Here is a 21,935-nt window from a genome sequence, read left to right as displayed (position 1 = left end):
GCCGTCAGTGTGATGGTCGATGGATCAGGTGGTCTGCGGCGGCCCGTGCGATGGCGGCCTGAGGTACGGGATCGCCCGCCGCGGTGGCCGGATCGTCGCGGCGAACCCCAGCGCCAGCACGAAGGCCAGCGCCGGCCCGAGCAACAGCGGATCGACCGCCGCGAGCGTCCCCTGCGCCAGCGCGGCATAAGGGCACGGCATCTCGGGCGCGGCATGGTCGGCCTTGTCGTGATGCGACGCCGGCATGTATCCGGCCATCGCATGATGCGCCATCGGCATCGCCGCGACCGGCGCGAACCCGCTGCACAGCTGCAATACCGGCCGTCCTTCGACGGTGCCGACCATGAAACCGGCGGGCACGAGCAGTTTGACCGTCAACGCCGCCAGCGCCAGCCACAGGGCCAGCGCGCGATGGTCCAGCAACAGGCGGCGCAACGACGTCACGCCCCGGCCTTAGGCGACGCCCGTGGCAAAGTCATCGGGGTCGTTGGGGGAGAAACGCCGCCAAAAATCCCCCGTCACCCCGGACTTGTTCCGGGGTCCACGGTGCCGCAGGCGTATCGCCTCACTGGACGCCGTACGCCTCGCCGCAGAGTGGACCCCGGAACAAGTCTGGGGTGACGGCGGCCTGGAACACGCGGCTGCCCTCTCTCGGACGGTAAGAACCACACCGCATCCCCCCGACCGAACCAGACCACAATCCTGCTCTGTCACGAACCCGTCACATACCGGGTCCACCGCCGCGTCATGGCCACCACGCTATCCGCAGCATCCTCCCCCAGGGCGGCCCGTGGGCCGCGGCTCGACGGGCATCTGCATCCCGCGGGGCGCTGGATCTTCCTCGCCGTGCTCGTCGGTGCATTGGGCTATGCCGGCGTCAGCATCGTCAGCGATACGGCGGAGGTCGGCGAGACGCTGGCGACCGGCGTCTTCCTGTTCCTCGGCCTCGCGCTGCTGATCGCGCTTGGGTTCGAGTTCGTCAACGGCTTCCACGACACCGCCAATGCGGTCGCGACGGTGATCTACACGCATGCGATGCCCGCGCCGCTCGCGGTCGTCTGGTCGGGGTTCTTCAACTTCCTCGGCGTCCTCACCTCGTCGGGGGCGGTCGCCTATTCGATCATTACGCTGCTGCCGGTCGAACTGATCCTGCACGTCGGATCGGCGGGCGGGTTCGCGATGATCTTCGCGCTGCTGCTCGCCGCGGTGCTGTGGAACCTCGCGACCTGGTATGTCGGCCTGCCCAATTCGTCGAGCCATGCGCTGATCGGTTCGATCCTCGGCGTCGGCCTCGCCAACCAGTTGCTGTCGGACACCGGCGGCACCTCGGGCGTCGACTGGCACCAGGCGGAAAAGGTGCTGTCGGCGCTGCTCGTCAGCCCGCTGATCGGCTTCGGCGGCGCGCTGCTGCTGCTGCTCGTGATGAAGCGCTTCCTGCGCGATCCCAAGCTGTACCGCGCGCCCGACACCGGCGCGCCGCCGCCGCGCGGCATCCGCGCGACGCTGATCGCCACCTGCACCGCGGTCAGCTTCGCGCACGGCGGCAACGACGGGCAGAAGGGCATGGGCCTCATCATGCTGATCCTGATCGGCTGCGCGCCCACCGCCTATGCGCTCAACCGCACCGTGCCCGAAAGCGCCACCCCCGCCTTCGTCCAGCAGGCGCGCGCCGCGCAGGCGATCTTCGCGCGCCAGCCCGGACCCGAGCCGACCTCGATCGACGTCGCCCGCACCACCGTGACGCAGGGCCTCGCCGCACGCCGCGTCGATACGCCTGCGATGTACGGCGCGCTGTCGGCGCTGTCGCGCGACGTCGGCGACCGGCTGGAAAGCTACGGCTCGCTCGGCAAGGTGCCCGCCGCCGCGACGCCCAATCTGCGCGGCGACATGTACCTCGTCCTCGACGCCAGCAAGATGGTCGTCGCTGACAAGGGCGCGCAGGGGCGCTTTACCGCGCGCGAGATCGACGGGATCAAGGGCTATGGCAGCGCGCTGGAACGCGGCACGCGCTTCATCCCCTTGTGGGTCAAGGTGACCGTCGCGATCGCCCTTGGCCTCGGCACGATGGTCGGCTGGCGGCGGATCGTCGTCACCGTCGGCGAACGGATCGGCAAGACGCACCTCACCTATGGCATGGGCATGTCGGCGGAACTGATGACCGCGGCGACGATCCTGCTCGCCGAACGCTTCGGCATGCCGGTATCGACGACGCACATCCTGTCGTCGGGCGTCGCCGGCGCCTCGGTCGCCAACGGCGCCGGGCTGCAATGGCGCACGATCCGCAACATGGCGCTCGCCTGGGTGATGACGCTGCCCGCCGCGATGCTGCTGGCGGGCACGCTCTACTGGCTGCTGCTGACGGTCCTGCGCACGACGATGGGCGGGTAACCGTCCCCACCCATTTGCGCTGACCCGCCACCCGCCCCGCCGTTCGCCCTGAGCCTGTCGAAGGGCAGGTGAGACTCAGGCCCTTCGACAGGCTCAGGGCGAACGGTTTTGGATGGTCGGTCATCCAAAACCGCAACACATCCGTCACGCGATCGTGACCGCCACGTAACATCCCCCGCGCATAGATCGGACAGGAACAGCGCGTTCCGGGGGGCCGATCATGACCACCAGCGACCAGACCGCCGACATCCTCGCCTTCACGCCGGCGCGGCCGACGCTGCCGGAGGCGAGCGGGATCGTCCGTCGCCGCTATCGCACGATCTGGATTTCCGACGTCCATCTCGGCACCCGCGGCTGCAACGCGGACATGCTGATCGACTTCCTCGACCATGTCGACAGCGAGCACATGTACCTCGTCGGCGACATGATCGACGGCTGGCGGCTCAAGAAGCGCTTCTACTGGCCGCCCTCGCACAATGACGTCGTCTGGCGGCTGATGAAGCGCGCCAAGCGCGGTACCCGCGTCACCTATATCCCCGGCAACCATGACGAGGTGTTCCGCCAGTTCGCCGGCCTCGACTTCGGCGGGGTGAAGATCCGGCGCAAGGCGATCCACACCACCGCCGACGGCCGCCGCCTGCTCGTCCTGCATGGTGACGAATTCGACGCGATCACGCTGGCGCACCGCTGGGTCGCGTTCGTCGGCGACAGCGCCTACACCGCGCTGATGGTGGTCAACCAGTGGCTCAACGTCGCGCGCCGCCGGCTGGGCATGCCCTATTGGTCGCTGTCGAAGCACGCCAAGGCCAAGGTCAAGAACGCCGTCGCCTTCATCTCTCGCTTCGAAGAGGTGGTCGCGCACGCCGCCGGATCGCGCGGCGTCGACGGCGTCGTCTGCGGTCATATCCACACCGCCGAGATCCGCCAGATCGGCGACATCGCGTATTACAACGACGGCGACTGGGTGGAAGGCTGCACCGCGCTGGTCGAGCATTTCGACGGCCGCATGGAATTGCTGCACTGGGCGGACGAGATCGCCGCGCGCGAAGCGGCCAGCCGCGCCGCGGCCGCCGCCGGGACGCTCGCCGCCTGATGCGGATCGCGCTCGTCACCGACGCCTGGAGCCCGCAGGTCAACGGCGTCGTCCGCACGCTGACCGCGGTGAAGCGGGAATTGGAGGCACAGGGTCACGACCTGCTCGTCGTCTCGCCCGATCGCTTCGCCAGCCTGCCCTGCCCCAGCTATCCCGAAATCCGCCTGGCGCTGGCGCGCAGCGGTAGGGTCGGCCGGATGATCCGCGCCTTCGACGCAGAGGCGATCCATATCGCCACCGAAGGCCCGCTCGGCCTCGCAGCAAGGCGCTGGTGCGTCGGCGAAGGGCTGCGCTTCACCACCGCCTATCACACCCAATTTCCCGATTACGTCGCGGCGCGCACGGGCGTGAACGCCGAATGGATCTGGCGCTACATTCGCTGGTTCCACGGTCCCGCCGATGCGATCCTGACCTCGACCCCCTCGGTCGACGCGGTGCTGCGCGCGCACGGCCTGCCGCACCTGCGCCGCTGGGGCCGCGGCGTCGATCTCGCGACCTTTTCCGCCGACGGCCCGACCGATCCGGCGATCACCGGGCTCGGCGGCCCGATCCTGCTCTACGTCGGCCGCGTCGCGGTGGAAAAGAATATCGAGGGGTTCCTCGCCGCGCGCGTGCCGGGCACCAAGGTGGTGGTCGGCGACGGCCCGGCGCGGGCGATGCTCGCCGCGCGCCATCCGGAGGCGCATTTCCTCGGCCCCCGCTTCGGCGACGCGCTCGCCGCGGCCTATCGCAGCGCCGACGCGCTGGTATTCCCCAGCCGCACCGACACGTTCGGGCTGGTGATGATCGAGGCGCTCGCCTGCGGCACCCCGGTCGCTGCGCTGCCCGCGCCGGGGCCGGTCGATGTGCTGGATCCGGGCGTGGGGGCGATCGACGCCAACCTCGACACGGCGATCGCCGCCGCGCTGACCCGCGATCGCGCGACCTGCGCCGCCCATGCGAAGCGCTTCACCTGGGAAGCGAGCGCCGGCCAGTTCCTCTACAGCCTCGCCCCCATCCGCACGGTGGAAGCACAGGCGGCGTAAAAGGGTTGGGTCGGGTTGACCCCAGCCCAACCTCCCCCCGTCACCCCGGACTTGTTCCGGGGTCCACTCTGCGGCGAGGCGCACGGCATCTAAGGGAGCGATACGCCCGCGGCACGGTGGACCCCGGAACAAGTCCGGGGTGACGAAGGAATTGGAACGGTCCCCGCGCCTCTACCGGCGCGAAATATCCGCCTCGTCCAACCCGCCGCCCAGCGACCGGTACAGCTCGACCAGATTGCTGCTCCGCGTCAGCCGCGTCGTCACCAGCTGCTGCTGCGCGCTATACGCCGACCGCTGCGAATCGAGCGTGTTGAGGAACGACTCCACTCCTGCCCGATAGCGCGCATCCGAAATCCGCAACGCCACGTTCGCCGCCTCGACCCGCGCGGTCTGCGCGGCGATCTGCTCGTCGATCGTGCCGCGGGTGGCGAGCGCATCGGCGACCTCGCGAAACGCGGTCTGCACCGCCTTTTCGTAGGTCGACACCGCCGCCTGCTGCGATGCCCTCGCGTAATCGAGATTGCCGCGCAGCCGCCCGCCGTCGAACAGTGGCAGCGAGACCGCCGGCGCACCGGTGTAGGTAAAGCTGCCGCCGCCGAACAGGCCGGACAGCGCGGTGCTGATCGTCCCCAGCGTCGCGGTCAGCGAGATGCTGGGGAACATCGCCGCGCGCGCCGCGCCGATATTGGCGTTCTGCGCGATCAGCTGATGCTCGGCCTGCAGCACGTCGGGTCGGCGCAGCAGCACGTCGGACGCGATCCCAGCAGGCAGCACCTGCAACGCCGCATCGCCATTGCCCAGGCCCTGCGGCAACAGCTCCGCCGCCACCGGCGCGCCGACGAGCAGGTCGAGCGCATTCTTGTCCTGCGCCACCCGCGTCTTCAGCACCGCGATATCGTTGCGCGCGGTCTGGTAGCTCGTCTCCGCCTGTCGCGCCTCGAGTTCCGAGATCACGCCGATGCGGAATTGCGCGCGCGTCAATTCGAGCGACTGTTCGAACGATTTCAGCGATTCCTGCGAGATCCGCATCTGGTCCTGATCGGACGCCAGCGTCAGCCACGCGGTCGCGATTTCCGCGATCAAACTGATCCGCGTCGCCCGCTGCGCCTCCTCGCTCGCAAAATATTGTTCGAGCGCCGCACGGTTGAGGTTACGCACCCGGCCGAACAGGTCGAGTTCGAACGCCGAGAAACCCGCGTTGACCGAATAGAAGCCCAGGTTCGACGAGCTCGAACCGATCCCCGCGCCGGTGCCGGCCCCGGCGCTTCCGCCCGTACCCGTTCCAGCACCGGTCCCGGTCCCGGTGCCCGTTCCACCACCGGCGGCGCCACCCAGCGCGCCGGTCGCGCCCTGGATGTTGTTGGTATAGGTCGCCGATCCCGACAGCGTCGTCGACGGCACCAGATCGGCGCGCTGGACGCGGTATTGCGCGCGCGCCTGCAGCACGTTGGCGGCGGCGACGCGCAGGTCGCGGTTGTTCTCCAGCCCGCGCGTGATCGTGCTGCGCAGCCGCTCGTCGGTGAAGAACGTCCGCCAGCCGATCTTGCTGACGTCGGGCGCGTCGGTCGCCGCCGCCGGATAGACGCCACCCTGCGGCAGCGCCGCCGGCACCGCGCCGACCGGACGGACGTATTTGGGCGCGAGGTTGCACCCGGCGAGCGCGCTCGCGCCGAGCAGCGCGAGGAGGATCTTGCTATGCGTCACGTCACGCTCCCTGGGGCGCAGGCCTGGCCTCGCCCTCCGCATCATCGTCCGGGCGATCCTCGACCACCGGCGTGGCATCGCCGCCGTGACCGAACAGCCGCAGCACCACCACGAAGAACATCGGCACGAAAAAGATCGCGAGGATCGTCGCCGACAGCATGCCGCCGACCACCGCGCGCCCGATCGCATTCTGCCCGCCCGCACCCGCACCGGTCGAGATCGCCAGCGGCAGCACGCCGAAGACGAACGCGAGGCTCGTCATCAGGATCGGCCGCAGACGCAGCTTCGCCGCCTCCACCGCCGCGTCGAACGGCTTCATGCCTTCGTTGATCCGCTCCTCGGCGAATTCGACGATCAGGATCGCGTTCTTCGCCGACACGCCGATCGTCGTGATGAGGCCGACCTGCAGGTAGATGTCGTTGTTGAGGCCCGTCAGCCACGCCGCGAGTACCGCGCCGAGCACGCCCAGCGGCACCACCAGCAGCACCGAGATCGGCACCGACCAGCTTTCGTACAGCGCCGCAAGGCACAGGAACACGATCAGCAGCGACAGGCCGTACAGCGCCGGCGCCTGCCCGCCCGACAGCTGCTCCTCGTAGCTGAGCCCGGTCCATTCGAGGCCGGTGCCCGGCGGCAGCTTGGCATGGATCGCCTCCATCGCCTTCATCGCCGCGCCCGATGACACGCCCGGCGCGGGCCCGCCCAGGATCTCCATCGACGGCAGGCCGTTGTAGCGGGTCAGCTGCGCCGGCGCCTGTGCCCAGGACAGCGTCGAGAAGGCGGTGAACGGCGCCATCGTACCGGTGCTGCCGCGGACGTAGAAGTTGCCGACATCCTCGGGCTTCAGCCGATAGGGTTCGTCCGCCTGGATGTAGACGCGCTTGACGCGGCCGCGGTCGATGAAGTCGTTGACATAGGCACCGCCCCAGGCGGTCGCGATCGTGCTGTTGACCTCCGACAGGTCGAGGCCGAGCGCACGCGCCTTGTCCTGGTCGACGTCGATCTTGAGCTGCGGCGCGTCGTCGAGCGCGTTGGGACGCACCCCGACCATCGACTTGTCCTGCGCCGCCATGCCCAGCATCATGTTGCGCGCCTCGAGCAATTTGGCATGCCCCACGCCCGCCTGGTCGACGAGCTGCAGGTCGAAGCCGGTGGCGTTGCCCAGTTCCTGCACCGCGGGCGGGATGACCGCGAAGATCATCGCATCCTTGAACTGCGACAATGCACCCATCGCCCGGCCGGCGATCGCCTGCGCCTTGTTCGCCGCGCCCTCGCGCTGGTCCCAGCTTTTCAGCGGGATGAAGGCGATGCCGCTGTTCTGGCCCTGTCCGGCGAAGCTGAAGCCGTTGACGGTGAACACGCCCTGGACGTTGCCGCCCTCCTGCTTCAGGAAATGGTCCTTGATCGCGTCGAGGCCCTTCTGCGTGCGCACGGTGGTGGCGCCCGGCGGGCCCTGCACCAGCGCGATCATGATCCCCTGGTCTTCGTCGGGCAGGAAGCCGGACGGCAGGCGGGTGAAGATGAACCCCATGCCGAGCACGATCAGCAGATAGACCACCAGCGAACGCTTCCAGCTCTTCGCGGTGCTGCGCACGCCGCGCTCGTAGCGCTTCTGCCCGCGGTCGAATTTGTCGTTGAACCAGCGGAAGAAGCGCGCGAGTGGCCCGTTGCCCTCGACCTTGTTCGCATCGTGCGGCTTCAGGATCGCCGCGCACAGCGCCGGCGTCAGGATCAACGCCACCGCGATCGACAGGATCATTGCCGAAACGATGGTGATCGAGAACTGACGATAGATGACGCCGGTCGACCCGCCGAAGAACGCCATCGGCAGGAACACCGCCGACAACACCAGCGCGATGCCGATCAGCGCGCCGGTGATCTCGTCCATCGACTTCCGCGCCGCTTCCTTGGGCGTCAGATGCTCGGTGGTGATGAGCCGTTCGACGTTCTCGACCACGACGATCGCGTCGTCGACCAGGAGGCCGATGGCAAGCACGGTGCCGAACAGGGTCAGCGTGTTGATCGAATAGCCCGCGACCGCGAGGATCGCGAACGTGCCGAGCAGCACGACCGGCACGGCGATCGTCGGGATCAGCGTCGCACGCCAGTTCTGCAGGAACAGGAACATGACGAGGAAGACGAGCACCACCGCCTCGATCAGCGTGTGGATCACCTGCTCCACCGACAATCGCACGAACGGCGAGGTGTCATAGGGGTAGATGACCTTGACGTCGGACGGGAATTGCTTGGCGATCGCGTTCACCCGCTCCTTCACCGCGGTGACGGTGGTGAGCGCATTGGCGCCCGGCGCCAGCTTGATGCCGATGCCGCTCGCCGGCTTGCCGTTCCATTGCGAGGAGAAACCGTAGTTTTCCGCGCCAATTTCGACCCGTGCGACGTCGCTCAGACGCACGACGGACCCGTCGGTATTGCTCTTCAGCCGGATGGCGGCGAACTGTTCGGGCGAGGTCAGCCGCGATTCGACCGACACCGTCGCGTTGAGCATCTGCTCCTTGGGCGCCGGCTGCGCGCCGATCTGCCCGGCGGAAACCTGCGCGTTCTGCGCGGTGATCGCGCTGGTCACGTCGGCGATGGTCAGCGCGTAATTGTTGAGCTTGATCGGATCGACCCACACCCGCATCGCATATTGCGACCCGAACACCTGCGTGTCGCCGACGCCGTTGACGCGCGCGAGCGGGTCCTGCAGCTTCGAGACGATATAGTCGGACAGGTCGGCATCGTCGTGCGTGCCGTTTTCCGAATACAGGCCGACGAACATCAGGAAGTTCTGCGTCGCCTTGGCGACGATCAGGCCCTGGCGCTGCACCTCCTGCGGCAACAACGGGGTCGCCGCCTGCAGCTTGTTCTGCACCTGCACCTGCGCGATGTCGGGATCGGTGCCCTGTTCGAAGGTCAGCGTGATCTGGACGCTGCCCGCCGACGACGAGGACGAGGAGAAATAGCGAAGGTTGTCGATCCCCTTCAGCTGCTGCTCGATGATCTGCGTCGTCGTATTCTCGAGCGTCTGCGCGTCGGCGCCCGGATAGGTGGCCGTGATCGACACCGCGGGCGGTGCGATGTCGGGGAACTGCGCGATCGGCAGGCTGCGGATCGCGATCACGCCAGCCAGCATGGCGACGATCGCCAGCACATAGGCGAAGATCGGGCGATCGATGAAATAGCGGGACATGCGGGGTTACTTCGCCTGACCGGCCGGCGCGCCGGCGCCCTGCGGGGCTCCGGCGGCGGGCGCGTTGGGGTTCCACGGCTTGCCGGCGACGGCCATGCCGGGGCGCAGGCTCATGCCGCCCTCGACGATCACCTTGTCGCCCGCCTTCAGCCCGCCGGTGACCAGCCAGTTGTCGCCGATCGTGCGGTTGGTCTGAAGCGTACGCGGCTGCACCTTGTTGTCGGCGCCGATCACCATCACCGCCGCATTGCCCTTTTCATCGCGCGTCACCGCGCGCTGCGGGACCAGCAGCGCATTGGCCTGCGTGCCCTGCACCAGTTTCGCGCGGACGAACATGCCGGGCAGCAACAGGCCGTTGGGATTGGGGAACAGTGCGCGGATGACCTGCGATCCCGTCGTCGGATCGACCGTCACGTCGGCGAAGCGCAGCGTGCCGGTCTGGCCATAATCGCTGCCGCCCTCCAGCGTCAGCCGCACCGGTGCGTTGCCGTCGCGGGTCAACTGGCCGCTCATCAGCTGCTGGCGCAGCTTGAGCAGGTCGGCACTCGACTGCTGGATATCGACGTAGATCGGATCGAGCTTCTGGATCGTCGCCAGCGCCTCGGTCTGCGAGGCGGAGACGAGCGCGCCGGTGGTGAACACCGACCGACCGATCCGGCCGGAGATCGGTGCGCGGATCGTCGTGCGGGCGAGGTCGATCTGCGCGGTGCGCAGCGCGGCCTGCTGCGCCGCAACATCGGCCTGCGCCTGCTGCGCGGTCGTCTGCGCATTCTCCAGTTCCTGCCGCGCGATCGCGTTGATCTTGACCAGCTCGCCGTAACGGCGGGCGAGCGCCGCGCTGGATGCGATGCTGGCGCGCGCGCGGGTCAGCGCGGCACGCGCGCTGGCGACCTGCGCTTCATAGGGCGCCGAATCGATCCGGTAGAGCGGCTGGCCCGCGCGGACCAGATCGCCCTCGGTGAACAGCCGCGCCCGGATCAGGCCGTTGACCTGGGGGCGCACCTCCGACGTTTCGTAGGCGGTGGTGCGACCCGGCAGTTCGGTAGTCAGCGTCACCGGCTGCTCACGCACCACGACATAGCCGACCTGGGGCGGGCCCTGCGGTGCCTGTTGCTGTTCCTTGCCGCCGCACGCCGCCAGAGCCAGTGCCGTCGCCAACACTACCGCCCCGTGTCGCTTGTTCGCCATGCCAGAATGTCCGATTAGAATTTTGTGAGTGATCGATCACTCACGTCCTGCTACAACCGTATCGGAAGCGCCGTCAAGGCGCGTAGGGACGAGGACAGAATGATCGAACCCGGTTTTTGTTGCAGTGCACCACGTAACAAGGCCGAAGCGCGTCGCGACCGGGTGGTCAGGGCGGCACGAAAATTGTTCATCGACAACGGCTTCCACGCCACCGGCATTGCCCAGATCGCGCGCGAATCGGGGATCGCGGTGGGTCAGCTGTACCGTGATTTTTCCGCCAAGGAGGATATCGTCGCCGCGATCGTCTCGACCGATTGCCGCAGCTTCATGGCCGCCGATTCGCTGCGACTCGCGATCGGCAACGACGACTCGGCGCAGGTCCGCGACTGGATCCACCAGTTCGTGATGCCCGAGGACGATATCGACAATTCGCGCCTGTTCGCGGAGATCATGGCGGAGGCGACGCGCAACGAACGCATCGCCGCGATCTACGACGTGGTGCACGAAGACCTGCGCACGCTGATGCGGGAGGCACTGGAAATGCTCGCCCCCGGCGCAGCACTGGCCGAACGGCGCAATGCGGTCGCGCACACCATCCTGACCCTGTCGCTCGGCCTGCTGCATCACCAACTGATGCGCCCGCAGCTCGATATCGTGCCGCTGGCACAGGCGTTCGTCGTGATCGTCGACCGCGAGATCGATGCGCTGCGCGTCGAGACCGGCGCCGCGATCGCAGAATAGAGCACGTGCGTCAGGGTGGTTGCCAAGTGAGCAGGTCTGCCCAGCGTCGTCCCGCGCCGATGTCGAGCGACAGGCCGAATCGTCGTCATTGCGCCTCAACGCTCGTCCGTTTCCGCCCGCGCGCGAAAGGCATCGGGATCGATGCCGTAGCGGGACAGCTTGTAATACAAGGTCTTGCGCGGGATGCCGAGCCGGTCGACCGCCTTGACGACGTTGCCGCCGCTGGCGCGCAGCGCGTCGACCAATGCGATCCTCTCGAATTCGGCGACGCGGCTCGGCAGGTCGGGCACGTCGCCGCCGCCGCTCCCCTCGCCACCCGCCAGCACACAGGCAAAGGCGTAATTGCGCAGCTCGCGGACGTTGCCCGGCCAGTCGTGATCCGACACCCGCCGTCGCTCGGCCTCGCCGATCGTATAATCGGGCCGCGCCAGCAGATCGCGCGCCTGATCGACGAAGGCGACGAACAGGATCATCCGGTCATGCTCGCGCGTCCGCAGCGGCGGGATCGCGATCCGCGTCAGGCCCAACCGGTGATACAGGTCGGCGCGGAACCGCCCCGCCGCCACCGCCCCGGCCAGATCGCCGCGGCTGATCGCGACGACGCGCAGGTCGACCGCATCCGCCCGCCCCGCGCCGATCGGCTGCACCTCGCGCTCCTCGATCACGCGCAGCAGCGCCGCCTGCGTTGCGGGCGCCAGCCCGTCGATCGCATCGAGCAGCAACGTCCCGCCGCTCGACGTCGCGATCGTGCCCGTCCGCGACAAGCGGGTATGCGCGACGCTGTCGGCGGCATGGCCGAACAGCTCGATCGCCGCCTGTTCCTCGGGCAGCGCGGCGCAATCGACCGCAATCAGCGGCCGCGCGCGTCGCGGACCCAGCCGGTGCAGCAGCGTCGCGGCCAGTTCCTTGCCGACCCCCGTCTCGCCCTCGATCAGCACATCGACATTGGCGATGGCGAGGCGGCGGATCGTGGCGCGCAGCTGGACGATGCCGGCGCTCTCGCCGAGCAGCGGGCTGTCCGCCTCCCCTGCCGCGACCGCTGCGCGCAGCCGCCGGTTCTCGAGTCGCAGCCCGCGCCGCTCCAGCGCGCGGCGGATCGTCGCGACGAGGTGGTCGGTCGCGAACGGCTTGGTCAGGAAATCGAACGCGCCGTCGCGCAGCGCCGCGACCGCTATCGGCACGTCGCCATGGCCGGTGACCAGGATCACCGGCAGATCGGGATCGCGCGCCCGCACGCGCGCGAGCAGCTGCAGCCCGTCGACCCGCGGCATGCGGATGTCGGACACGATCACCCCGTCGAAATCCTCGGGCAGCGCCGCCAGCGCGACGTCCGCCCCGGCGAATGCGTGCACGGCGAGCCCGGCCAGTTCCAGCGCCTGCACGGTCGCGAAGCGCAACGCCGCATCGTCCTCGACGAACAGGACCGTCTGCTCGGTCATGCGCAACGCAGCGTCAATGCGAAGGTGACGCCCGTCGCGGTCGACCGCTCCAGCGCCAGCTCGCCGCCGAACTCGCGCGCGATATCGCGGGCGATGGCGAGGCCGAGGCCCAGCCCCTCGGGCTTGGCGGAGGCGAAGGGGGTGAACAGCGTGTCCGCCAGGCTCGGATCGATGCCGCCGCCGGTGTCGGCGACGCGGACCACCACCTGCCCGGCGCCGTCGGGCGCGGCGGCGATCGTCACCTGGCGGGCTTCGCGATCCGCCACCGCGTCGAGCGCATTCTGGATCAGGTTGACGAGGATCTGCTCCAGCCGGATGCGATCCGCGCTGACCCGCACGTCGCGCACCTCGACAGGCACGGCGTCGACGACAATACCGCGCGCGCGATCGCCGATCAGCATCAACGTCCCCTCGATCGCCTCGCCCAGCGTCGGCGCGCCGCGCGACGGCGTGCGGCGGCGGGCGAAGGCGCGCAATTCGCCGGTGATCGCGCCGATCCGCTCGGTCAGCGCGACGATGCGCCCCAGATTCTCGCGCACCCGATCGGGCGCATCGCGATCCAGCAGGATCGCACCGTTCTCAGCAAACGTGCGGATCGCGGCGAGCGGCTGGTTGATCTCATGCGCCACGCCGGCGGTAATCTGCCCGAGCGAGCCCAGCCGGTTGGCCTGCGCCAGCTCCTCGCGCGCGGCGCGGAACCGGCGATCGGCCTCCGCCCGCTCCTCCGATTCGACCCGCAATTGCGCATTGGCGTCGCGCAATTCGGCGGTGCGCAGCGCCACCGCGCGCTCGAGCGCGACGGTCGCGCGCCGCTGTGCCGCCGCCCGCCACGCGATCCCGCCGCCCAGCACCGCCAGCAGCAGCAGCCCCAGCCCCCATAGCAACGCCCGCGACCGCGCCGCGACCAGCGCCGGTGCCAGCGGCGCGAAGTGCAGCAACCGCGCACCGGCGATCGGCGCCTCGACCGCGGCGGCGCGATAGCGGATCGCCTGCCGCCCCTGCCGTATCGTCACGTCGCGGCCGTCGAGCGCGAACGGCGGATCGGCCGGCGGCGACGCCCCGAACTGCCGCGACCGCCGCAGGTCCGCGAGCAGGCGCGGATCGAGCGGGCGAACCGGATGGAAGCGCCAGCCGGGTACGCTGGTGACCAGGATCACACCCTGCGCATCGGCCACGATCGTCGCACCCGACGATTGCGCCCAGGCGCGCTCCAGCCGGTCGAACTCGACCTTCACGACGATCACGCCGAGCGGCCGGCCGTCGGCATCGACCCGCTGCGCGAGGAACAGGCCGGGGCGACCGCTGACCGACCCCAGTGCGAACAATTCCGACCGGCCGCGCCGCATCGCCTCGTTGAAATAGCGGCGGAACGTATAGTCCTGCCCGACGAAGCTGGTCGGCAGCCGCCAGTTGCTCGACGCCACCGCCCGGCCCCGCGCGTCGATCGCATACAGCACTGCCGCATCGGTGCGCGCGGCGAGCAGCTCGAACGTCGCATCGAGCCGCCGCACCGCCGCGGCATCCCCCGCCAGCGCGCCGCCGACGTCGGGGTATTCGGTCAGCACCAATGGCAACAGCCGGAATTTCTGCAATTCGCTGGCGAGCAGGCCGCGATGTGCCCGCGCCAGCGTCGCCGCCTCGCGCGTCGCGACGCCGCGCGCCACCGCATCGGCCCAGCTGCTTCCCAGCACCAGCGCAAAGGCCAGCACCACCAGCGCGACCAGCAGCCACCCCAGGCGATGCGTGCGCGCCACCCGCGCCTAGCGGCTCGGCCAGACCGCCATGCTGGTCTCGACCAGCCGTTCCAGATCGGCGCGGCTCGCCCCCGATCCCGCCTGCACCGCCATCCCCTGCAGCAATGCATAGAGATAGCTGGTCAGCCCGGTCACATCGACGTGCGCCGGCAGGTCGCCGTCGGTCTTGGCACGCTCGAACCGCGCGATCAGCGCCTGTTGCGACGACGCGCGCCGGGCGATCACGTCGGCCTTGATCGATTCGGCCTCCGCCCCGCACGCCATCGCGCTGATGACGCCCAGGCACCCCTTGGGATCGCCCTGGCTGGTCTGCATCGCCAGCGCGCCGCGCATGAAATGTTCGGCGACGGCGCGCGCGGTCGGCTGTTCCAGCGCGACGCGCGTATAATGCAGCTTCTCCGCCTCGTAGAGGTCGAGCGCTTTGTGGAACAGCGCTTCCTTGTTGCCGAACGCAGCGTACAGGCTGGGGCGCGTGATCCCCATCGCATCGGTCAGCTCGGCGAGCGAGGCGCCCTCATACCCCTTGCTCCAGAACACGCGCAGCGCCGCGGCCAGCGCCGCCTCGGTGCAGAATTCGCGCGGACGCCCCTTCGGCGGCAACGCGACAGGGGGCGGCAAGGTGGCAACGCTTTCCATATCGCTCAGTATAGAATTTGCACGTGGCACAAACAAGGCGCTCCCTGTCCTGGGTTGGGAAGGGCATATTTCACGCAGGGGCGCGGATAGAAAAGGATTGGCGCCTCGCTAAGAGCACGATGACCTTAGACAAAAGCGTTCGTGCTGAGCCTGTCGAAGCACAGGTGAGACTCAGGGCGAACGGTGGAATGGCATCAGCCTAAGCCGCCGCCGCCACGCGTTGTCCCATCAACTCGCGCGCCACCGCCTCGGCGATCTTGATGCCGTCGACCGCCGCCGACAGGATGCCGCCGGCGTACCCCGCGCCCTCTCCAGCCGGATACAGCCCGGCGGTATTGACGCTCTGGAAGTCGTCCCCGCGCGTGATCCGCACCGGCGAGGACGTACGCGTCTCGACCCCGGTCATCACCGCGTCGGGATGGTCGTAGCCGGGGATCTCGCGCCCGAACGCGACCAGCGCCTCGCGCATCGCCGTCACCGCGAAATCGGGCAGGCACGTCGCCAGATCGGTCAGGTGCACCCCCGGCCGGTACGACGGGATGACGCTCCCCAGCTTCGTCGACGGCCGCCCGGCGAGGAAGTCGCCCAACCGCTGCGCCGGCGCCTTGTAGCCCCCGCCGCCCGCCTCGAACGCGCGCGTTTCCCATTCGCGTTGCAGCGCGATGCCGGCGAGCGGGCCGCCGGGATAGTCTCTGCCCGGATCGATGCCGACGACGATGCCCGAATTGGCGTTGCGCTCGTTGCGCGAATATTGGCTCATGCCGTTGGTCGCGACGCGTCCCGGCTCGCTGGTGGCCGCCACCACCGTGCCGCCGGGGCACATGCAGAAGCTGTAGACCGTCCGCTCGTTCCTGCAGTGGTGCGACAGGCTGTACGCCGCCGCGCCGAGATCGGGATGCCCCGCGCACGGCCCGAACCGCGCCTCGTCGATCCAGCTTTGCGGATGCTCGATCCTGACCCCGATCGAGAACGGCTTGGCTTCCAGGAACACACCGCGCTCGTGCAGCATGTGGAAGGTGTCGCGCGCGCTGTGGCCGAGCGCCAGCACCACCGGCCCCGTCGCCATCGTCTCGCCGGTCTGCAACCGCAGGCCCGCCACCCGCCGGCTGCCATCCGCCGCAGTATCGATCAGCAGATCGTCGACGCGATGCCCGAAGCGATATTCGCCGCCCAGCGCCTCGACGGTCGCGCGCATGCTCTCGACCATCGTGACGAGGCGGAACGTGCCGATATGCGGATGCGCCTCGGTCAGGATCTCCGGCGGAGCCCCCGCCTTCACGAACTCGGTCAATACCTTGCGGCCGAGGTGACGCGGATCCTTGATCTGGCTCCACAACTTTCCGTCGGAAAAGGTCCCTGCGCCGCCCTCACCGAACTGGACGTTCGATTCGGGGTTGAGCTCGCTGCGCCGCCACAGGCCCCAGGTGTCCTTGGTCCGCTCGCGCACCACCTTGCCGCGGTCGAGGATGATCGGGCGGAACCCCATCTGCGCGAGGATCAACCCGGCGAACAGCCCGCACGGCCCCGCCCCCACCACCACCGGCCGCGGTCCCGCGTAATCGGCAGGCGCCTTCGCCACGAAGCGATAGCCGGTATCGGGCGTCGGCCCGACATCGCGGTCGCGCCTGAACCGGGCCAGTACTGCGGCCTCGTTCTTCACCGTCACGTCGATCGAATAGACGAAATGGATGTCCATCTTGTCGCGCGCGTCATGCGCCCGCCGCGCTACGGTATAGCGGACGAGATCGCGCGGACTGATCCGCAGCCGGTTGCGGATCGCCGCCGCCAGCGTTTCCTCGGGGTGGTTGATCGGCAGTTTCAGCTCGGTGATACGCAGCATCGGCAAGCCCTTAGCGCAAGGGCATCGGCCCCGCTACCAGCGGCCGTCCGCCACCCGCCTGCCCTGCACCTCGTCGATCCGCCGCCGCGTCGCCGGCGACAGCGCCTCGGGCAGCGCATCGAGCGCGAAGAAGCGCGCCTCCGCCAATTCGACGCCATCGACGCGGGGCACGTCGGCGATCGTCCCGCGGAACAGATGCACCGTATCGCGCCGCCCCTCCGCCCACGCGACGAACGTGCCGATCGCCGCCGCGTCGCGCAGCACGCAGCCGGTCTCCTCGCCGATCTCGCGCACCGCAGCCGCCGCGGGCGCCTCGCGCCGCGCGATACCGCCGCCCGGCAACATCCACAGGTCCGACCGCCCATAACGATGCCGCACCAGCAGCACCGCGCCGTCGCCATCGAACGCCATCACCTTGACGCCCCGCGTCCGCCAGCCGACCAGCGCCATCGCGCGGCGGCGCAGGCGATAGGCGAGATCGATCAGCGGTCGCATGCCCGCACGCTATCCGTCGCGCGGGACGGACGCCAGCACCTTGCCCTCCCGCCGCGATCGCGCGAAGAGGCGGCGCAAAGGGGAGCCGTCATGTCCATCCTGTCCGACCGCTGGATTCGCGAGGCCGCGCTCGGCCAGCGGATGATCGAACCGTTCGTCGAAAGCCAGCGCCGCGAAGGCTGCATCAGCTACGGCCTGTCCTCCTACGGCTATGACGCGCGCGTCGCCGACGAATTCAAGATTTTCACCAATGTCGACAATGCGCTGGTCGACCCCAAGGACTTTGCCTCGAACAGCTTCGTCGATCGCAAGACCGACGTCTGCATCATTCCGCCCAACAGCTTCGCGCTCGCCCGGACGGTCGAATATTTCCGCGTGCCGCGCGACGTGCTGGTCATCTGCCTCGGCAAATCGACCTATGCGCGCTGCGGGATCATCGTCAACGTGACGCCGCTGGAGCCGGGCTGGGAGGGGCACGTCACCCTCGAATTTTCCAACACCACGCCGCTGCCCGCGAAGATCTACGCCAACGAGGGCGCGTGCCAGTTTCTGTTCCTGCAGGGCAACGAGCCGTGCGAGATCAGCTATGCCGATCGCGCCGGCAAATATATGGGGCAGCGCGGCGTAACCCTGCCGCGGCTGTAGGGGCCGACGGCCCACCCGTCGGGACGGGCCGCAGCATCATCGTTCAGCGCGTCGCGATCGTCGTCGTCAGCCGCGACAGGCCGCGCGTCGCCACGTCGTGCGACGACAGCACCGCCCCATTGGGCATGTCCATCGCCACGCCGGGCCGGTCGAGCACCACGCGATACAGCGCGCGCGCATCCGCCGTCCGGCCGGTCTGCGCATAGGCGACCGCCAGGTTGAGCATCAGTTCGGGCCGGTCGGGGAAAATCCGCCGCTCCGCCTCGATCCGCGTGACCGCCGCACTGAAATCGCCCGCGACGATCGCCTGATATCCCGTCCGATCCGCCGCCAGCGCCGGTGTCGTCAGGCACGCACCCGCCAGCATCGCTGCTACGATCACACGCATCGCATCGCCTCCTTCTTCTGCCTGGACGGCAGGTTTCACTTTTGTGACATTAAGGTGTCACTTTGGAGACAGCCGCGCAAGCGCAATCGGCGCACGCGAGCGGAAGCACGTACACGGCCGGTTCGAAGACGAGAATGAAGGGTCGCGGGCGATGCCCGCCGGTCGGTCAGGCGCCGACGATCCGGTCGGCCAGCGTCCGGTAGAACAGGCCGACGCCCGCCAGGTCATGGGCCGAGGGCCTCAGCATTTCGCCCATCGCATAGCGCCGTAGCCGGGCCGACGACGGTTCGCACCATCCCGCCGTCATCCAGCGGCCCTGCGGCATGTCGGGGCGCCGCACGCGGCCACCGCCGTGCAACAGGCAGATTCGCGACCGGCTGAGCGCGCGCAGGCGGGTCTGGTCGGCGGCGGGGTTCCACCCGGCGCAGGCATGATCGCCCAGGCGATGCGCCGTCGTGTAGCGCAACGACAGCGTGACCGGCGCGGCGCCGGCGCGCTCCTCGAGCAGGATATGCAGGAAACGGTCGAGCTCGCGCAGGCAATTGCCCATGTAGCGCGCACGGACCTGCGCATCGCGGCCGCACGGCCACGGCTCGGCAGGGCCGGTATCCGCGGCGAGGCGCGTCACGAACTGCGTGCCGCGGTTCAGCGTGTCATAGGCGCGGCTGGTCACCGCGGGGCCTTTCGCCGGGTCGCCGCAATCGGCGACGGTCGATCACTCGACGACGGGCAGATCGAGATCGCTCGCCTTGGCCTGCCGATCGGAACGCAGCTTTTCGGTCCGCTCGGCGCGCGACGCCATGACTTCCCACGACGCGGCGGCGCGTTCGGATTGCACCCGAACATTCTCCAGCGTCGCCTGCGACGCGGCGGTGCGCTGGATCAGCGCCTGCTGGCGGAAGAAAGTGGCATCATTTGACATGGGGGCATCTCCTCGACCGGAACAGCAAAACGGCGACCCCATCGCAGGGGTCGCCGTCCGTCGGATCAATCCGCCGGGCTGAGATTGATCGCCGCCATCTTGCCGCGACGATCCTGCTCCAGCTCATAGGTCACGCGCTGGTTCTGGTTCAGCGTGACCATGCCGGCGCGCTCGACCGCGGAGATGTGGACGAAGGCGTCATCGCCGCCCGACTCGGGAGCGATGAAGCCATAGCCCTTGTCGGCGTTGAAGAACTTGACGGTGCCGGTAATGCTCATGGGATATTCCTTCTGGCTGGGCGAACCGATCACCGGCGCGCCTCATGCTGCGCTGCAGGGAAAGAAGGAGAATGGGCCGCAAAGCGCCGAAAACCGTCGATATGCGACTATAGCCCCCGACATATGGGGACGCGCGCACGATTGCGCAACGCACCGTCACGACAAAACGCTCCGATGTCGCCGTGCTCGGTGATTTGGAGCACGGCGATTCGGCGCTTTCGACCGCGATTGCCCCGTCGATAGCCGGTCGAACCCGACCCGCGCGCACGGCCTCGTGCCCAAGCGAAAGCATAAAACCCAGCGCCACATAGGTCACCGCCCGAAACCTCAAGCAGGATCGACATTTCCGGCTGGAACGGCTGTCGCTCTATCACGCCCTCACCCCGGCCCCGTTCGGCGCTTATCCCGCTCGGACAGGTAAACCCGTGTCCCCGCGCAGGCGGGAACCCGGAGCCCAGCAGAGCCACGCCTGATTGTGCGTGAAATCCTGGGCTCCCGCCTGCGCGGGAGCACGACGCAGGGTGGCGCGTGCTATGGTTTGCAGGAAGGGATAGCCACCGACCCGTTCCGGAGTCCACGGCACTACGAGCGCGATTCCTCGTATCTCTTGCCGCAGGAATGGCCGCCCGGTGGACCCTGGAACAAGTCCGGGGTGACGGCGCCTTTGTGGCGCGCTTTATCCTGCGAGCCTGAATGTCGACCCACCCAACGTCGACCCGCCCAAAGTCGAAGCGACATTCGGCGAAAAACCTCTCGGCATCAAAGGGGTGTCAGGCGCGGGGCATAGAGACATGGAGGTGGGGAAATGCCGAGACAGAGACGACGCAGAGGTGTCACGCCCGGCCCCCATCAAGGACGCTGCTGTCACGCCTCAGAGAGGACGGACCCACGCTGCCCCACACGAGACACCTCCGCGCTCTCCGCGCCTCCGCGTGAACACAATATTCTTCTTCAATACGCTTCCATAGGCCGGAATAGCGATCCGCCCCGACACGCGTCGTCCTACCCCTCCGTTCGCCCTGAGCTTGTCGAAGGGCACTGGCTCTCCCCTCTTCACTATCCAAGCACGGGTAAGCCCAATGCCCCTCGGCCGCCGCGCCCTCCCCAGTCGCACTCCCTCACCCCACAACGAAAAAGGGGCGGCTCCTTGCGGAACCGCCCCTTTCCGTCGTCCTGTCGAAACGGGATCAGAAGTCGTTGCGATACTGCTCGTTGCCGATGAAGCCGAGCTTGGTCACCGCCGACCGCTTGATGACCGCCAGCGTCTGATCGACCTTGTCGTACTTCGCCTGCGGATCGGGCTGGAAGTGCAGTTCCGGCTCCGGGTTGATCGCCGCTGCGGTGTCCAGATACTGGCGCAGCGTGACCTCGTCGACCGGCGTGCCGTTCCACGACACCGTGCCCGCGGCATCGATGATGATCTTGTTCTTCTGCGGATCGACCGGCGGGGTCTGGTTGCGCGGATCGTTGACCGGCAGATCGACCTTCACCGCATGCGTCGGGATGGGAAGCGTAATGATGAACATGATGAGGAGCACGAGCATGACGTCGATCAACGGCGTCGTGTTCATTTCCATCATCGGCTCGCCATCTTCCGAGCCACCACTCATTGCCATGTCAGATACTCCTGGGTCGGGTCGGGCGAATTAGGATTCGCCGCCCGCGGGCGGGGGCTGCGAGATGAAGCCGACCTTGGCGAAGCCGGCCTGCTGCATCGTGTAGACCGTGCCGCCGATGCACTTGTACGGCGTGTTGACGTCGCCGCGGATATGGACTTCCGGCAGTTCCAGATCGGGATTGCCGGCGCCGCCCTGGCGTTCGATCTCCAGCTTCAGCTTGTCGACCGCGCGGGTCAGCAGGTCCTTGCTGGTGATCGGCGACGTGCCCCAATAGACGGCGCAATTGCCGTCCGGCCCGGTCGTGACCGACAGCAGGACGTTCTCGGGCTTGGTCGTCGTCGGATCGAAACGGACCTTGGGCAGGACGATGCCCTTGACCGTCTGAATCGCCACCGGAACGGCGATCAGGAAGATGATGAGGAGCACCAGCATCACGTCCACGAGGGGCGTGGTGTTGATGTCCGACAAGGGTTTCTCGGAGGAACCTCCTCCTCCGCCAGCGCTCATCGCCATGTGCGAGCTATCCTATCCATTCCATCTGCCGGCGCCTTGACGCCGCCGGCCGGGTGCGGGACCGCCACCGTGGCGGC

20 protein-coding genes are annotated in these 21,935 nt (G+C 68.4%); 5 read left to right on the top strand and 15 right to left on the bottom strand.

The features are described from left to right. Positions 1 to 24: 24 nt before the first annotated feature. Positions 25 to 444, bottom strand: coding sequence for a DUF2946 family protein (locus tag M9979_RS11435; RefSeq protein WP_254289479.1), 420 nt, complete (start codon positions 442 to 444; stop codon positions 25 to 27). Between the two features lie 303 nt (positions 445 to 747). Here M9979_RS11435 and M9979_RS11430 point away from each other — a divergent pair, with 303 nt between their 5' ends. From M9979_RS11430 to M9979_RS11420, 3 genes are all read left to right on the top strand, one after another. After that, positions 748 to 2,388, top strand: a complete 1,641-nt coding sequence (locus M9979_RS11430) for an inorganic phosphate transporter (RefSeq protein ID WP_254289478.1) — start codon at positions 748 to 750, stop codon at positions 2,386 to 2,388. A 220-nt stretch (positions 2,389 to 2,608) separates the two neighbouring features. After that, positions 2,609 to 3,481: a UDP-2,3-diacylglucosamine diphosphatase gene (locus M9979_RS11425; protein WP_254289477.1), complete on the top strand. Its 873-nt coding sequence runs from the start codon at positions 2,609 to 2,611 to the stop codon at positions 3,479 to 3,481. Then, positions 3,481 to 4,506, top strand: coding sequence for a glycosyltransferase family 4 protein (locus M9979_RS11420; protein ID WP_254289476.1), 1,026 nt, complete (start codon positions 3,481 to 3,483; stop codon positions 4,504 to 4,506). Before M9979_RS11425 ends, M9979_RS11420 begins: the two co-directional genes overlap by 1 nt. A 171-nt stretch (positions 4,507 to 4,677) precedes the next feature. On the opposite strand, the gene M9979_RS11415 is transcribed toward M9979_RS11420, so the two are convergent. From M9979_RS11415 to M9979_RS11405, 3 genes are read right to left on the bottom strand one after another with little or no spacing between them, the layout of a single operon-like run. Next, positions 4,678 to 6,210: an efflux transporter outer membrane subunit gene (locus M9979_RS11415; RefSeq protein ID WP_422921979.1), complete on the bottom strand. Its 1,533-nt coding sequence runs from the start codon at positions 6,208 to 6,210 to the stop codon at positions 4,678 to 4,680. Position 6,211: 1 nt separating this feature from the next. Next, positions 6,212 to 9,400, bottom strand: a complete 3,189-nt coding sequence (locus tag M9979_RS11410; RefSeq protein WP_254289475.1) for an efflux RND transporter permease subunit — start codon at positions 9,398 to 9,400, stop codon at positions 6,212 to 6,214. A gap of 6 nt (positions 9,401 to 9,406) precedes the next feature. Next, entirely contained in the window at positions 9,407 to 10,588 is a 1,182-nt protein-coding gene (locus tag M9979_RS11405) for an efflux RND transporter periplasmic adaptor subunit (RefSeq protein WP_254289474.1), read from the bottom strand. A 99-nt stretch (positions 10,589 to 10,687) separates the two neighbouring features. Here M9979_RS11405 and M9979_RS11400 point away from each other — a divergent pair, with 99 nt between their 5' ends. After that, entirely contained in the window at positions 10,688 to 11,329 is a 642-nt protein-coding gene (locus tag M9979_RS11400; protein WP_254289473.1) for a TetR/AcrR family transcriptional regulator, read from the top strand. Between the two features lie 95 nt (positions 11,330 to 11,424). Here the strand turns inward: M9979_RS11400 and M9979_RS11395 are convergent, their stop codons facing one another. From M9979_RS11395 to M9979_RS11375, 5 genes are all read right to left on the bottom strand, one after another. Beyond that, positions 11,425 to 12,768 carry a sigma-54-dependent transcriptional regulator gene (locus M9979_RS11395; RefSeq protein WP_254289472.1) on the bottom strand — a complete coding sequence of 448 codons (1,344 nt, stop codon included), beginning with the start codon at positions 12,766 to 12,768 and terminating at the stop codon, positions 11,425 to 11,427. Next, positions 12,765 to 14,522 (bottom strand): sensor histidine kinase, encoded by a 1,758-nt coding sequence (locus tag M9979_RS11390; protein WP_254289471.1) that lies wholly within the window; start codon positions 14,520 to 14,522, stop codon positions 12,765 to 12,767. Before M9979_RS11390 ends, M9979_RS11395 begins: the two co-directional genes overlap by 4 nt. A 6-nt stretch (positions 14,523 to 14,528) precedes the next feature. Continuing rightward, a complete protein-coding gene (locus M9979_RS11385; protein WP_254289470.1) occupies positions 14,529 to 15,158 on the bottom strand; it encodes a TetR/AcrR family transcriptional regulator in 630 nt (209 codons plus the stop codon). Positions 15,159 to 15,357: 199 nt separating this feature from the next. Then, positions 15,358 to 16,998 carry an NAD(P)/FAD-dependent oxidoreductase gene (locus M9979_RS11380; protein WP_254289469.1) on the bottom strand — a complete coding sequence of 547 codons (1,641 nt, stop codon included), beginning with the start codon at positions 16,996 to 16,998 and terminating at the stop codon, positions 15,358 to 15,360. Positions 16,999 to 17,031: 33 nt separating this feature from the next. Then, on the bottom strand, positions 17,032 to 17,493 hold the full coding sequence (locus M9979_RS11375) for an NUDIX domain-containing protein (protein WP_254289468.1): 462 nt from the start codon (positions 17,491 to 17,493) through the stop codon (positions 17,032 to 17,034). A 90-nt stretch (positions 17,494 to 17,583) separates the two neighbouring features. Here M9979_RS11375 and dcd point away from each other — a divergent pair, with 90 nt between their 5' ends. Continuing rightward, positions 17,584 to 18,138, top strand: a complete 555-nt coding sequence (dcd, locus tag M9979_RS11370; RefSeq protein ID WP_254289467.1) for a dCTP deaminase — start codon at positions 17,584 to 17,586, stop codon at positions 18,136 to 18,138. Between the two features lie 43 nt (positions 18,139 to 18,181). On the opposite strand, the gene M9979_RS11365 is transcribed toward dcd, so the two are convergent. From M9979_RS11365 to M9979_RS11340, 6 genes are all read right to left on the bottom strand, one after another. Then, on the bottom strand, positions 18,182 to 18,526 hold the full coding sequence (locus tag M9979_RS11365; protein ID WP_254289466.1) for a tetratricopeptide repeat protein: 345 nt from the start codon (positions 18,524 to 18,526) through the stop codon (positions 18,182 to 18,184). A gap of 166 nt (positions 18,527 to 18,692) precedes the next feature. After that, positions 18,693 to 19,199, bottom strand: a complete 507-nt coding sequence (locus tag M9979_RS11360; protein ID WP_254289465.1) for a hypothetical protein — start codon at positions 19,197 to 19,199, stop codon at positions 18,693 to 18,695. A gap of 42 nt (positions 19,200 to 19,241) precedes the next feature. Next, complete coding sequence (locus tag M9979_RS11355) at positions 19,242 to 19,448, bottom strand: hypothetical protein (RefSeq protein WP_254289464.1); 207 nt, start codon at positions 19,446 to 19,448, stop codon at positions 19,242 to 19,244. A gap of 65 nt (positions 19,449 to 19,513) precedes the next feature. Continuing rightward, a complete protein-coding gene (locus tag M9979_RS11350; protein WP_254289463.1) occupies positions 19,514 to 19,726 on the bottom strand; it encodes a cold-shock protein in 213 nt (70 codons plus the stop codon). A 1,187-nt stretch (positions 19,727 to 20,913) separates the two neighbouring features. Further along, positions 20,914 to 21,342, bottom strand: a complete 429-nt coding sequence (locus tag M9979_RS11345; protein ID WP_254289462.1) for an ExbD/TolR family protein — start codon at positions 21,340 to 21,342, stop codon at positions 20,914 to 20,916. A gap of 30 nt (positions 21,343 to 21,372) precedes the next feature. Beyond that, a complete protein-coding gene (locus M9979_RS11340) occupies positions 21,373 to 21,858 on the bottom strand; it encodes an ExbD/TolR family protein (protein ID WP_254289461.1) in 486 nt (161 codons plus the stop codon). Between the last annotated feature and the right edge of the window lie 77 nt (positions 21,859 to 21,935).

Source organism: Sphingomonas liriopis (assembly GCF_024211255.1).
Classification (GTDB): domain Bacteria; phylum Pseudomonadota; class Alphaproteobacteria; order Sphingomonadales; family Sphingomonadaceae; genus Sphingomonas; species Sphingomonas liriopis.
The sequence above is the reverse complement of the archived record's forward strand: the minus strand, read 5'-3'. Positions and strand labels throughout refer to the sequence as shown.